Source organism: Pseudomonas trutticola BRTCR10 (genome assembly GCF_056155105.1).
This window is the reverse complement of sequence record NZ_CM149552.1, coordinates 659,763-672,539: the sequence shown is the minus strand read 5'-3', so window position 1 is coordinate 672,539 and position 12,777 is coordinate 659,763. Positions and strand designations below refer to the sequence as shown.

Genomic DNA, 12,777 nt, shown 5'->3' with positions numbered 1-12,777 from the left:
AACTGACGCAACACTATTCAAGGACGAAACTTTCATGCCTGTAAAACCACCCACTCGAAACACCGTCAGTGTCGAGGTGCACACACGTCCCGTGCAGACAGACAGTCCACGCCTGCCGCGACCGGACATCCTGCCGCACCTGGACTTCGATACTCCGACCGTGACAAGGCCGCGCCACCCGACACCTGCGGTCAGCACACCCGCCCACGCCGACCTGGACATCATCACCCCGGCGCCGGTCACTATCAGCCAGACTCCCTCCACCGTCATCGTCTCCGCACCTGCGCCGCGACCACTGGAACATTACCGGATCACGACAACAACGCCGCTTCCGCTGGCCGACGCCGATGGTTTCATTACGCTCAAGGGACGCCGCTATGTCGAGGTGACGGAGGTTGGCGTCGTCCCGGTCGGAGTGGATCCGCACACCGGCCAGCACCGCGCCAGACTGAGCAGCGAACTGCAACCTTCGGGGCCGGTGCTGGTTCGCGATCCGCAGAGCAAACTGTGGTATGAGCTGGACGACTCGCCCGTCACTTTTGCGCTGAGCGACAGTCGCTTGCAGGCTTTTCGCACAGAACTGGACTTTACCGGCGTCGAGCCCGGCAACGATGGCCTGCACCGGTTTGACGGCAAACTCTACGCGGTGATTGAAAAGGTCGCCTATCAAGCCTTGCACGATCCTGAAGCCACCACGGCCCTGACGCCGGTGATGCGCATTGTCCGGGCCGACGATGCCATCGCCGCCAGCACCGACAACCAATATGTCGCGACACGCCCGGGCCGCTCGGAAGCCATTGTGTTCGATCCGCTGGACGGCTGGCTCGGGGTCAATCTCCCGGGTGCAGGCGGCATGCACCGCGCCGGGCAAACTCCGCACCGCCCACTGATGGAGCGTTTCACCAGCGCACTCAATCGCTTGAACAGCCCGGCGGCGCGCGCGCGCAAGCTGTACCCGTCGTTTAGCGAAGAGCAAGTCACGACCTTTATCCAATCGTTGGGGGACGATGTCCCGGGCGGTCTGGTACGTCGCGAAACCGACTACAAGACCCTCAAGAAAGAATTGACGGCCTGGTCTCGCACCCACACGCAATCGCCGGTGCCGGCCGCCAGCAAAGCCTGGATAGAGCTCGCCGTTGTGGAGATTAAACGCTGTTGGCGCCAGCAGACCGGGACAACGCTGAAACTGCTACCTGCCCCGGACGGAACCACGTTGCCGCCGCTCAAAGCGGACTTCGGCCATGTCCGGACGCTCGAGCTGGACAAGATTACCTGGTCAGACACCGCCGACACGTTTCTCAGCAGTTTTTCGGGGCTGGAGCACCTGACCGTCACCCGTACCCCCCTGGAAAAGCTGCCCGACGCTGTCGCCACCTTGAAAACCCTGAAGGCGCTGGACCTGAGTTCCAACCGTATTCAGCTGGATGCCCCCGCTGCCACCAATTTGAGCACCCTCTCCCGGCTTGAGCGAATCGACCTGTCCGGCAATCCCCTTGGACAGACACCGGACTTCAGCGCCATGGCAGCGTTGAAGGTCGTCAATCTGAGCAATACCCGCATCGACCAGTGGCCGACGGGCCTGGAACAACAGACAGGGCTGGAACTCGTCGATCTGCGCCAGAATCGTCTGAGTGAAGTACCGGAAACGATCCTCAACCCACCGGCCGATCAGTTGCAGGCACGCGCACGGATCAACGGCGTCACGCTGCTTGAAGACAATGCGTTTGCGCCGGGTTACTGGAGAACGCTGGAAGGGTTTTGGCGACGCGTCGCCGCTGCACACCCGGAGCTCGCGCCCCACACTGGCAGCGGCGCGTTCAGACTGGACGGCGACACCGCCGACATCGTCATGGTGCAACGCCTGCATCCCGACAAGGATGCGCAAGCGGTCAAGGACTTCGTCCTGGAAATGGACGACGCCGCGCGAACCGGGCTGGCCGCACGCGTGCAGGAACTTGAGCGGCTGGAGACGCAACTGGAGGAATACGTTCGTAGTCACAACAGCAGCGCCACAGCTGATGACTCAACAAAAAAGTCGGTGCAACGAATCGCGAGGTCAATCAAGGCGTGCTGGCTACGCACTACCCGGCATTCACTGTTGTTTTTCCTGGAGGGCGGACCACTCCCGAATCTGAACGCGGATTTCAGCCACGTTAGTTCACTGACCCTGAAAAGCATTGTCTGGTCGGATGCGGCCGACGTGTTCCTGTCCAACTTCGCCCATCTGGAGCACTTGTCCATCACTCACTCCGGGATTGGAAAATTGCCCGGAAAAATTAACGAGATGAACAAACTCAAGCACCTCGACTTGAACACGAACCGTATTGAACTGGACGAGGAAAGTGCAGCAACACTCAGCGCGTTGAGTCAATTGGAAACGGTCAATCTTGCCGATAACCCGGCGCTCAAACTGACGCCTGACTTCAGCGCCATGTCTGGCCTGACCTCCCTGAGCCTGAGCCATACGGGAATCAGTCAGTGGCCTACCGGCTTGCAGGACAAGACCGCGCTGACCAACCTGGATCTACGCAACAACCGCCTGCGTGAGGTACCGCATGCACTCCTTGATCCGCCCGTTGAGCAATTGCCATTGGTCGCTCGGATCAACGCCGGTACCTTGCTTGAAGGCAATGCCTTTCCCTCAGCGTACTGGAGAAAATTCGACGGTTTCTGGCGACGTCTGAACGCGGCTCATCCTGAGTTGTGGGATACCGCCCAGCCCTCGGCATTTGATAGTGAAAACTCAAGAGCGCAGCGATACCGACGGCTCTTTCCGAGCAAAAGCATCAAGGAATGCCGGGAGTTCATCTGGGGTCTTGAACGCGGGACCGTGGCGACGAAACTCAACAGCCTCGAACAGGAGTTTGGCGTGCTGAAAACCCAGCTCGACGCCTGGGTATTTTCTGGAGGAGGCAATCGCGGGGGTTACGTTCGGGCGTTCCAATTGGAGGCCAACGCACTGACCCGCTCGGACCGGGTCAAGGCCAGTGAGCGGATTATCAAGTGCTGGCGCCGAGAAACACCGCAGAGACTGGCCAATGACCGCACGCCCATCGGGCTGGAACTGGATCTCAGTGGCCTGATTCTGCCCACCTTGCCGGACATTGACGTCGATTTCAGTCATGTCGGTTCTCTGCGATTGAGCAATATGGCGCTGAGCACTTCGCCGGAAGGCTTTCTGACCCGATTCCGCCATGTGCGCTGGCTGGACCTGTCACAAAATGAGCTGCGCGAACTGCCGCCGGCCGTTGGCGAAATGAGCGGGATGACCCGACTTTTCCTGCAGAACAATCAGATTTCCCTGACCGCCGACACCGCCCGCGTGCTGTCCGAGCGCACAACACTGCGAGCCCTGTGGCTGCACGAAAATCCGCGACTGGGCATCCCGCCGGACTTCAGCCAGATGACCGACATTCGCTCGGTTAATCTGGCCAACACCGGGATCGACACCTTCCCGAGCGGAATAGCCGATCAGCCATTACTGGATACGTTCAATCTGAGCAACAACCGAATCACAGACATTCCGGATGCGGTCATCGCCCCGCCAGACGATCGAATGGCCCATACGGTGCGCATCAACAACGTGACTGACATCAGGAACAATCCGCTGTCCGCCGAAACCCAAACCCGGCTGTTCCAATACGACGAGCGCCTGTTAGCGGCCGAGATGCCGCTGAGAGGGCTGCGCAACCTGATCGACACGGCACGAGGCCATGCCCCCGTCGTACGCCCAGCGACAGATGATCCGATGTCACGCTGGACATCGGGCCTGACGACAGATGAGGTAACAGCCAGAAGAAGCCAGTGGCGAACACTGCATGAGCAGCCGCGCGCGGAGGGTCTGTTCGATACGCTTGAACGCTTGCTGGACATTCCGACCGGTCACCACGACCTTCAACGACGGGTCTGGAAGCTGATCGACAGCATCACCGAAAACAATGCGGATTCCGAACGCCTGCGCAAAGAGGTATTTGACCGGGCGGGCGACGCCGCCTGTTGTGATCGGGCGGCATTCACGTTTACCAATCTGGAAATCCTGACGATGGTGCACGATGCGCGCAGCCAAGCTCGAGATCATGCTCAAGGCCCGCAACTGTCTGCACTTTCCAAAGCGTTGTTCCGTTTGCATGAGGTCGACAAAATCGCCTCGGCGGACATTGCCCAGCGTGAGGCCAGGATCCTCGAGTCGAGGCCCCAGGGAGCCGCAGCGCAGGTAGCGCCTCACGTCCGTGAGGAAGTCGAGATCCGGCTTTTCTATCGCCACCGCTTGAAAGACCGACTCCAACTGCCGGGACAGCCTGAGCGAATGGGTTTCGATAATTTAGTCGAGGTGTCCAAGGCGCAACTGGATGCGGCGTACGACAAAGTCATCGCACTGGACAATTCACCTGAAGCATTCGACGCCCTGGTGTCGAGGCAGTTCTGGCAGGAATTTGTCACTCACAAGTACCGGGTGCAATTTGAAGTGCAGCAACAAACGTTTCAGGATCGCCAGGCGACCCTCGATGACGCGCACGCCGCCGGGACGCTGGCATTCGCCGATTACGACGCGCAATCGAAGGCGCTGCAAACATCGCTGGCGAAAGTGGAAGAGGCGCTGATCGTCACGTTGTCCCGACAGGAACTGAACGAGCATTCCGCGCGCCACACCGGCGAGGAGGCAGCCGGCGGAACTGAATGACACGCGGGGTGAGGACGGCTGGCCGGTTGATACCGGCCAGCCATTATTCGTCGTCGTCGAAGTTGTAGCTGCCCGGCGCAAGGTTCTCGAAACGGGTGTACTTACCGATGAACGCCAGACGGATAAAACCGATCGGGCCGTTCCGCTGCTTGCCGATGATGATTTCGGCGATGCCTTTGTGCTCAGTCTCCGGGTGATACACCTCGTCCCGGTACACGAACATGATCACGTCGGCGTCCTGCTCGATCGCTCCGGATTCCCGGAGGTCGGAGTTCACCGGACGTTTGTTGGGACGTTGTTCCAGCGAGCGGTTGAGCTGCGACAACGCCACCACCGGGCAGTTGAATTCCTTGGCCAGCGCTTTCAGGGATCGCGAGATCTCGGAAATCTCGTTGGTCCGGTTGTCACCGCTGGAGCCCGGAATCTGCATCAGTTGCAGGTAGTCGATCATGATCAGGCCGACATCGCCGTGCTCACGCACCAGACGCCGGGTCCGTGCACGCATTTCCGACGGGCTGATACCGGCGGTGTCATCGATGAACAGCTTGCGGTCGTTGAGCAGGTTGACCGCCGAAGTCAGGCGCGGCCAATCATCGTCTTCTAGCTGACCGGAACGCACCTTGGTCTGGTCGATGCGGCCGAGGGACGAAAGCATACGCATGATCAGCGATTCGCCTGGCATCTCGAGCGAGTACACCAGCACCGCTTTTTCGCTGCGCAACACGGCGTTTTCCACCAGGTTCATCGCGAAGGTGGTTTTACCCATCGACGGACGGCCGGCGACGATGATCAAGTCGGACGGTTGCAGGCCGCTGGTCTTCTCGTCGAGGTCGGTGTAACCGGTGGACAGGCCGGTGATGGCGTTGTCGGTGTTGAACAGGGTGTCGATGCGGTCGATGGCCTTGGTCAGCAAATCGTTCACACCGACCGGGCCACCGGTCTTCGGCCGCGCTTCGGCGATCTGGAAGATCTGCCGTTCGGCTTCGTCGAGAATCTCGGCGGCGGTGCGACCTTCAGGATTGAAGGCGCTGTCGGCGATTTCAGTGCTGATGCCGATCAGTTGGCGCAAGGTTGCCCGCTCGCGGACGATTTGCGCATAGGCCTTGATGTTGGCGACGGACGGCGTGTTTTTCGCCAGCTCGCCAAGATAACCGAGGCCGCCGACTTGCGAGGTCTGACCTTCCTTGTCCAGTTGCTCGGACAGGGTCACGACGTCGATCGGCATGTTCTGATCGGCCAGTTTGGCGATCGCACGGAAAATCAGACGGTGGTCATGTCGATAGAAATCGCCGTCGGAGACTTGATCGAGCACGCGTTCCCAGGCGTTGTTGTCCAGCATCAGACCACCGAGAACAGCCTGTTCGGCCTCGATGGAATGCGGCGGCACCTTCAGGGCAGCGGTTTGCAGATCGTATTGCTCGGGAGCGGAGATATCGTTCATGGCCACTTGTGTTTGTTTGGAAAAACAGGGAATTCAGAAAGACAAAGGGCACGACCTGTAAACAGGATCGTGCCCGATGTTAACCGTCTGACGGACAAGCCGCCAGCCGATCAGGTGTTGCTTAAGCTGCTACCACGACAACGCGTACGGTGGCTTCAACTTCGGCGTGCAGGTGCACAGCCACGTCGAATTCACCCACGTTGCGGATGGTGCCGTTCGGCAGACGAACTTCGCTTTTCGCAACTTCAACGCCGGAGGCGGTCAGTGCGTCAGCGATGTCGTGAGTACCGATCGAACCGAACAGCTTGCCTTCGTCGCCAGCGGTGGCAGTGATGGTCACTTCCAGCTCGGCCAGTTGGGCAGCACGGCTTTCAGCCGATGCTTTACGGTCTGCGGCAGCTTTTTCCAGCTCGGCACGACGCTCTTCAAACGCAGCCAGGTTGGCAGCGGTTGCAGCGGTAGCTTTGCCGAAAGGCAGCAGGTAGTTACGGCCGTAACCGGCCTTAACGTTTACTTTGTCGCCCAGGTTGCCCAGGTTGGCGATTTTTTCCAGAAGGATCAGTTGCATGTGGAAATCCTCTTAACTTTTAACCTTCACCGTTCGCGCTGTCGGTGTCTTTCGACACGTGACGACCGCGAAAATCAATCAGGCTGTCGACAATGGCCAGAACCACGAGCAACGGATAGATCAGCTGCATGAACAACAGCAGCGTGACGTACAACCCCACCAGCCAGAAACCGGCCAGTCGCTTCTGCCCGACCAGCCCGTGAATCAGGGCCAGACCGGCGAACACCAGCGGTACACTGCACAACGGCGTCAACATGGCCATCTGTGCACCGAGATTCGGGCCCAGAAGCATCAACGCCAGCAGCAACATCGCCGGCCCCAGCGGGATCCGGATGGCGCGAAACTCGCGACCAAAACCACCCGGGTTGTACAACAACGCCTGCCAATGCCGCCCGACAATCAGGCTCAGCACGCTGACGATCTGCAACAACGCCGCAATCAGTCCGGTCAGGACTGGCGCAATCAGGGACGCGAAACGCGCTTGCTCATCGACCGACAATTGCTTGTAGGTTTCACCGAGAAGCGCTGGCATGACCTTTATCAAGGCCTGCGCGAGCATCTCGATCTGGGCCGCAAACGCTGCCCCGAGCACCACTGAAAACACCACTCCAATCACTACGCTGACCAGCAGCGTGCGGACCCAGGATTCACTTGCGCGCAAAACCAACGCAAGTCCCGAAGACCCCAGCAGCACCAGAAGTGCTCGTGGGTCATCGGCATACAGCCACCAGATCAATGCCGGCAGCAGTCCCAGGGACAGAACGCCGAGGGCGTCCGTCAATCCGCGCCGCAGCAGTACAAGACTCCCGGCGGCAGCGCCCAACCAATACAACAACGGCAATGTTGCACATCCGGCCACCACGAGAGTGGCCTGCATACGGCCTCGCATGATGAACTCAGCTAAGGCACGCATGCATTCAATCCTTTGCTACTTGTCGACTGCCCGGTCTCAGCGGCCGTGGCTGTCGGTGTAGGCCAGCAGGGCCAGGAAGCGGGCGCGCTTGATAGCGGTGGCCAGCTGACGCTGATAACGAGCTTTGGTACCGGTGATGCGGCTTGGAACGATTTTGCCGGTCTCGGATACGTAGGCTTTCAGAGTGTTGAGATCTTTGTAATCGATCTCTTTCACGTCTTCAGCGGTGAAGCGGCAGAATTTACGACGACGGAAGAAACGTGCCATTTGATAGGCTCCTTAATAAGGTCCGTGGATTACTCGTCAGCGTTATCGCTGTTGTCGCTGTCATCACTATCGGTGCCTTCGGCGCCTTCGTGCTCAGGACGGTCGCGACGCTCACGGCGCTCACTGCGGTTTTCTTCAGCCTTGAGCATCTCGGATTGGCCGGTAACGGCTTCTTCGCGACGGATGACCAGGTTACGGATCACTGCATCGTTGTAGCGGAAGTTGTCTTCCAGCTCGGCCAGGGCCTTGCCAGTGCACTCAACGTTCAGCATCACGTAGTGAGCCTTGTGAACATTGTTGATTGCGTAGGCCAGTTGACGACGGCCCCAATCTTCCAGACGGTGGATTTTGCCGCCGTCTTCTTCGATCAGCTTGGTGTAACGCTCAACCATGCCGCCGACTTGCTCGCTTTGATCCGGGTGGACCAAAAAGATGATTTCGTAATGACGCATGAATGCTCCTTACGGGTTGTAGCCTGCCGCTCAAAAACGGTCAGACAAGGAGTGAATGACACTTATGGACTTGCCGGCGCGGGGCACATGCGTGCCTGCCGTCACAGCAAGGGGCGCAATTGTAGAGAAGGGACAGGAGAGGTGCAAGGCAATTGGTGATTATTTGAACAATCACCAATCCTGCCTTCACCACAAACCAATGTGGGAGCGGGCTTGCTCGCGAATGCGATACATCAGGCAACATAATTGTCGACTGACACTACGCTTTCGCGGGCAAGCCCGCTCCCACAGTTGATTGCATGCAGCTTTATTTCTTGGCGGAGGCCTTGGCTTTGGCGCCACGCTGACGCTGCGCTTCAAACAGGCACACACCGGTCGCCACGGACACGTTAAGACTGCTGACGCTACCCGCCATCGGCAGATTCACCAGATAGTCGCAGTGCTCGCGGGTCAGGCGACGCATGCCTTTGCCCTCGGCGCCCATGATCAGAATGGTCGGGCCGGTCAGGTCCTGGTCATAAATGCTGACCTCGGCCTCACCCGCCGTGCCGACAATCCACAAACCGCGCTGCTGAAGCTTTTCCAGGGTGCGCGCCAGGTTGGTCACGGCAACCAGCGGAATCACTTCCGCCGCGCCGCAAGCCACTTTACGCACCACAGGTGTCAGCGTGGCCGACTTGTCTTTCGGCACGATCACTGCCAGCGCACCGGCAGCATCCGCCGAACGCAGGCAGGCACCGAGGTTGTGCGGATCGGTCACGCCGTCGAGCACCAGCAACAACGGTGCGCCTTCAGTGCGATCGAGCAGTTCGTCGAGCATTGCCTCACCCCAGACCTGGCTCGGACTGACGTCCGCAACCACGCCCTGGTGCACGCCTTCAACCCAAGCGTCCATTTCGCGGCGCTCGGCCTGACCGACCTGGACACGATTCTCGTTGGCCAGTTCGATCAGGGTCTGCACGCGCGGATCATTGCGGCTTTCGGCCAGCCAGATCTGCTTGACGCGCTTCGGATGGTGACGCAGCAACGCTTCTACCGCGTGAACGCCGTAGATTTTTTCCAACTGACTCATGACTTCGCCTTCGGTTTACGCGCCCCGCCACTTTTGGCTGGAGCAGAACCCGCTTTTGGCGGGCCTTTACGGTGTTTGCTCGGTTTGGCTGGCTTGCCGCCGGCGGCCTTTTCAGGCGCCGACCGTCCGGTCTTTCCCGCAGACGCCGCTTTACCACCGCTTTTGGCATCGGAAAGCAGTGCTTTCTTCATTTCACGGCTTTTACGCAGCTCGGCGTTTTTCGCCACGGCATCGCTTGGGCGATAGGCCTCGACGGCCTTCTCTTTGGCTGGACGACGACTGGAAGTTTTGGCCGGGGCCTTTTCTTCCACAGCCTTGGTCGCTGGAGCAGCAGTTTCAGCGCCACGCTTTTTACGGCCGATCGGCGCACTGATGGTTTTTTCCGCCATCTCGAAGTCGATCTTGCGCTCGTCAAGGTCAACGCGCATGACGCGAACTTCAACGGTATCGCCGAGACGGAAGCTGCGACCGGTGCGCTCGCCCGCCAGGCGGTGATGCACAGGATCGAAGTGGTAGTAGTCGCCCGGCAGCGCGGTGACATGCACCAGACCTTCGACGTAGATATCGGTCAGCTCGACGAACAGACCAAAACCGGTCACCGCAGTGATCACGCCCGGGAACGACTCGCCCACGCGATCCTTCATGAACTCGCACTTGAGCCAGTTCACCACGTCGCGGGTCGCTTCGTCGGCACGGCGCTCGCTCATCGAGCATTGCTCGCCGAGTTGCTCAAGGGCCGCTTCGTCGTACGGATAGATACGCGCCTTCGGAATGGTCATCGCACCGGCACGGCGAACGTGCGGGGTGTCCTGTTTCGAATGGATCACGCTGCGGATCGCGCGGTGCGTGAGCAGGTCCGGGTAACGACGGATCGGCGAGGTGAAGTGAGTGTAGGCTTCATAATTCAGGCCGAAGTGGCCCTGATTGTCAGCGCTGTACACCGCTTGACTCAGCGAGCGCAGCATCACGGTCTGGATCAGATGGAAATCCGGACGATCCTTGATGCTTGCCAGCAGTGCCTGATAGTCCTTCGGCGACGGGCCGTCCTTGCCTTTGTGCAGGGACAGACCGAGTTCGCCGAGGAACGCACGCAGTTTTTCCAGACGCTCCGGTGGCGGACCATCGTGGACGCGGTACAACGCAGGAATTTCGTGCTTCTTGAGGAATTCGGCGGTGGCCACGTTGGCCGCCAGCATGCACTCCTCAATCAGCTTGTGTGCGTCATTACGGGTGGTCGGACGAATTTCGGCAATCTTGCGCTCGGTACCGAAGATGATTCGGGTTTCCTGCGTTTCGAAATCGATCGCGCCACGTACGTGACGAGCCGCCAGCAGAACCTTGTACAGCGCATAAAGCTGTTTGAGGTGCGGCAGAACGTCGTTGTACTCACCGCGAAGCTGACGCGCCTCGGTGATTTTCGGCGTTTCCAGCATCGTACTGACTTTGTTGTAGGTCAGACGAGCGTGGGAATGGATCACCGCTTCGTAGAAGCAGTAGTCGGTCATTTCGCCGGACTTGGAGATGGTCATCTCGCAAACCATGGCCAGACGATCAACGTGCGGGTTCAGCGAGCACAGGCCGTTGGACAATTGCTCAGGCAGCATCGGCACCACGCGCTCGGGGAAATACACCGAGTTGCCGCGCACTTGCGCCTCGTTGTCCAGCGCCGAACCGATCTTGACGTAGCTGGAAACGTCGGCAATCGCCACGTACAACTTCCAGCCGCCGGAGAACAGGCGCAGCTTGCCCGGTTTGGCTTCGCAGTAAACCGCATCGTCGAAGTCGCGGGCATCTTCGCCGTCAATGGTGACGAACGGCAGATGACGCAGGTCGACGCGCTTCTCTTTGTCTTTTTCTTCGACTTCAGGCTTGAGCTTGGCCGCTTCTTTCAAAACGGCTTCAGGCCAGACGTGCGGAATATCATAGGTACGCAGCGCGACATCGATTTCCATGCCCGGCGCCATGTAGTTGCCGACCACTTCGACCACGTCGCCTTGCGGCTGGAAGCGCGGTGTCGGCCAGTGGGTGATCTTCACCTCGACGAACTGACCGATCTGGGCGTTGGCATTGCGGCCCGGAGTGACCAGCACTTCTTGCTGGATTTTCGGGTTGTCGGCGACGACGAAGCCGATGCCGCCTTCTTCAAAGTAGCGACCGACGATGGTTTCGTGAGCACGCGACACCACCTCTACGATCACGCCTTCGCGGCGACCGCGACGGTCAAGACCGGAAACACGCGCCAACGCACGGTCACCATCGAACACCAGACGCATTTGCGCCGGGCTCATGAACAGGTCATCGCTGCCGTCGTCCGGCACCAGGAAACCGAAACCGTCCCGGTGACCACTGATGCGGCCGAGGATCAGGTCGAGCTTGTCTACCGGCGCGTAAGTGCCACGGCGGGTGTAGATCAGTTGAGCGTCGCGCTCCATGGCGCGCAGGCGGCGGCGCAGGGCTTCGATCTGGTCTTCTGTGGTCAGACCAAACTCTTCGACCAGTTGCTCGCGGGCAGCAGGCGAACCCCGATCGGCGAGATGCGCCAGGATCAGTTCGCGGCTAGGAATAGGGTTTTCATATTTTTCCGCTTCACGAGCGGCCTCGGGATCGAGGGACTGCCAATCGGCCATTAGAGAGTTTTCACCTTGTCTATATGCGGGTTAGTTTGGCATAGGCGCCATCAAACGGGAAATTTCCGACTCTATAAGGCCCATCTAAAGGCCTGTATCGACGCTTTGCAGGCGTTTTGAACACCGCTGGTAAAAAAAATCAAAAAATATCACAGCAGGGGTTTACAGTTAAAAAGGCGCTCCGTATAGTGCGCGCCATCGACGACGCACAAGCGCTGCCGATACTGCCCAGATGGTGAAATTGGTAGACACGCCAGCTTCAGGTGCTGGTGACCTTACGGTCGTGGAAGTTCGAGTCTTCTTCTGGGCACCAATTTCGAGTTTGAGACTAGATCAGTTTCAAGACTCACACAAAAACCCGCGAAAGCGGGTTTTTTGCATTCTAAGGAACGCTTTTGTTAAAACCGATTTATTAAAATTAAATCAGGGGTTTACAGATCAAAAAGCGCTCCGTATAGTGCGCCACATCAACAGCGGCAACGCTAGCGATGATTGCCCAGATGGTGAAATTGGTAGACACGCCAGCTTCAGGTGCTGGTGACCTTACGGTCGTGGAAGTTCGAGTCTTCTTCTGGGCACCAATTCAAACTCAAGGTTACGACGTTGAGTTTCCCAAAAACCCGCGAAAGCGGGTTTTTGCGTTTCTGGCTCTCAGAAAAACCCACCACAATCCCCTGTGACGAGGGAGCTTGCTCCCGCTGGGGTGCGAAGCGACCCTCGCTTTCATTCAATTAATCCTCACTCACAAATCTAACG

8 protein-coding genes and 2 tRNA genes are annotated in these 12,777 nt (G+C 58.9%); 3 read left to right on the top strand and 7 right to left on the bottom strand.

Going from position 1 to position 12,777, the window contains the following annotated elements; genetic code table 11:
* The first annotated feature begins 34 nt into the window (after positions 1–34).
* A complete protein-coding gene (locus ACVVH8_RS02900; protein WP_475228383.1) occupies positions 35–4,681 on the top strand; it encodes an NEL-type E3 ubiquitin ligase domain-containing protein in 4,647 nt (1,548 codons plus the stop codon).
* 43 nt (positions 4,682–4,724) lie between these two features.
* On the opposite strand, the gene dnaB is transcribed toward ACVVH8_RS02900, so the two are convergent.
* From dnaB to rnr, 7 genes are all read right to left on the bottom strand, one after another.
* Entirely contained in the window at positions 4,725–6,122 is a 1,398-nt protein-coding gene (gene dnaB / locus ACVVH8_RS02895; protein WP_007915846.1) for a replicative DNA helicase, read from the bottom strand.
* Positions 6,123–6,243: 121 nt separating this feature from the next.
* A complete protein-coding gene (gene rplI, locus ACVVH8_RS02890; RefSeq protein WP_003186385.1) occupies positions 6,244–6,690 on the bottom strand; it encodes a 50S ribosomal protein L9 in 447 nt (148 codons plus the stop codon).
* 19 nt (positions 6,691–6,709) lie between these two features.
* A complete protein-coding gene (locus ACVVH8_RS02885; protein ID WP_007915845.1) occupies positions 6,710–7,603 on the bottom strand; it encodes a hypothetical protein in 894 nt (297 codons plus the stop codon).
* A 36-nt stretch (positions 7,604–7,639) separates the two neighbouring features.
* Positions 7,640–7,870 (bottom strand): 30S ribosomal protein S18, encoded by a 231-nt coding sequence (gene rpsR / locus ACVVH8_RS02880; RefSeq protein WP_002551829.1) that lies wholly within the window; start codon positions 7,868–7,870, stop codon positions 7,640–7,642.
* Between the two features lie 29 nt (positions 7,871–7,899).
* A complete protein-coding gene (rpsF, locus tag ACVVH8_RS02875) occupies positions 7,900–8,322 on the bottom strand; it encodes a 30S ribosomal protein S6 (RefSeq protein ID WP_103304671.1) in 423 nt (140 codons plus the stop codon).
* A gap of 307 nt (positions 8,323–8,629) precedes the next feature.
* Complete coding sequence (gene rlmB / locus ACVVH8_RS02870; protein ID WP_103304669.1) at positions 8,630–9,394, bottom strand: 23S rRNA (guanosine(2251)-2'-O)-methyltransferase RlmB; 765 nt, start codon at positions 9,392–9,394, stop codon at positions 8,630–8,632.
* Entirely contained in the window at positions 9,391–12,021 is a 2,631-nt protein-coding gene (rnr, locus tag ACVVH8_RS02865) for a ribonuclease R (RefSeq protein WP_475228380.1), read from the bottom strand. Before rnr ends, rlmB begins: the two co-directional genes overlap by 4 nt.
* Before the next feature lie 226 nt (positions 12,022–12,247).
* Between rnr and ACVVH8_RS02860 the strand changes: the two genes are divergently transcribed.
* Together ACVVH8_RS02860 and ACVVH8_RS02855 are read left to right on the top strand one after the other, a co-directional pair.
* A tRNA-Leu gene (locus ACVVH8_RS02860) sits at positions 12,248–12,334 on the top strand.
* 181 nt (positions 12,335–12,515) lie between these two features.
* A tRNA-Leu gene (locus ACVVH8_RS02855) sits at positions 12,516–12,602 on the top strand.
* Positions 12,603–12,777: the final 175 nt, after the last annotated feature.

What these genes read in the sequence shown, in the direction of transcription:
- dnaB (WP_007915846.1), bottom strand. Translation starts at nt 6,122, where the DNA reads ATGAACGATATCTCCGCTCCCGAGCAATACGATCTGCAAACCGCTGCC.
- rnr (WP_475228380.1), bottom strand. Translation starts at nt 12,021, where the DNA reads ATGGCCGATTGGCAGTCCCTCGATCCCGAGGCCGCTCGTGAAGCGGAA.
- rpsF (WP_103304671.1), bottom strand. Translation starts at nt 8,322, where the DNA reads ATGCGTCATTACGAAATCATCTTTTTGGTCCACCCGGATCAAAGCGAG.
- rlmB (WP_103304669.1), bottom strand. Translation starts at nt 9,394, where the DNA reads ATGAGTCAGTTGGAAAAAATCTACGGCGTTCACGCGGTAGAAGCGTTG.
- rpsR (WP_002551829.1), bottom strand. Translation starts at nt 7,870, where the DNA reads ATGGCACGTTTCTTCCGTCGTCGTAAATTCTGCCGCTTCACCGCTGAA.
- rplI (WP_003186385.1), bottom strand. Translation starts at nt 6,690, where the DNA reads ATGCAACTGATCCTTCTGGAAAAAATCGCCAACCTGGGCAACCTGGGC.
- ACVVH8_RS02900 (WP_475228383.1), top strand. Translation starts at nt 35, where the DNA reads ATGCCTGTAAAACCACCCACTCGAAACACCGTCAGTGTCGAGGTGCAC.
- ACVVH8_RS02885 (WP_007915845.1), bottom strand. Translation starts at nt 7,603, where the DNA reads ATGCGTGCCTTAGCTGAGTTCATCATGCGAGGCCGTATGCAGGCCACT.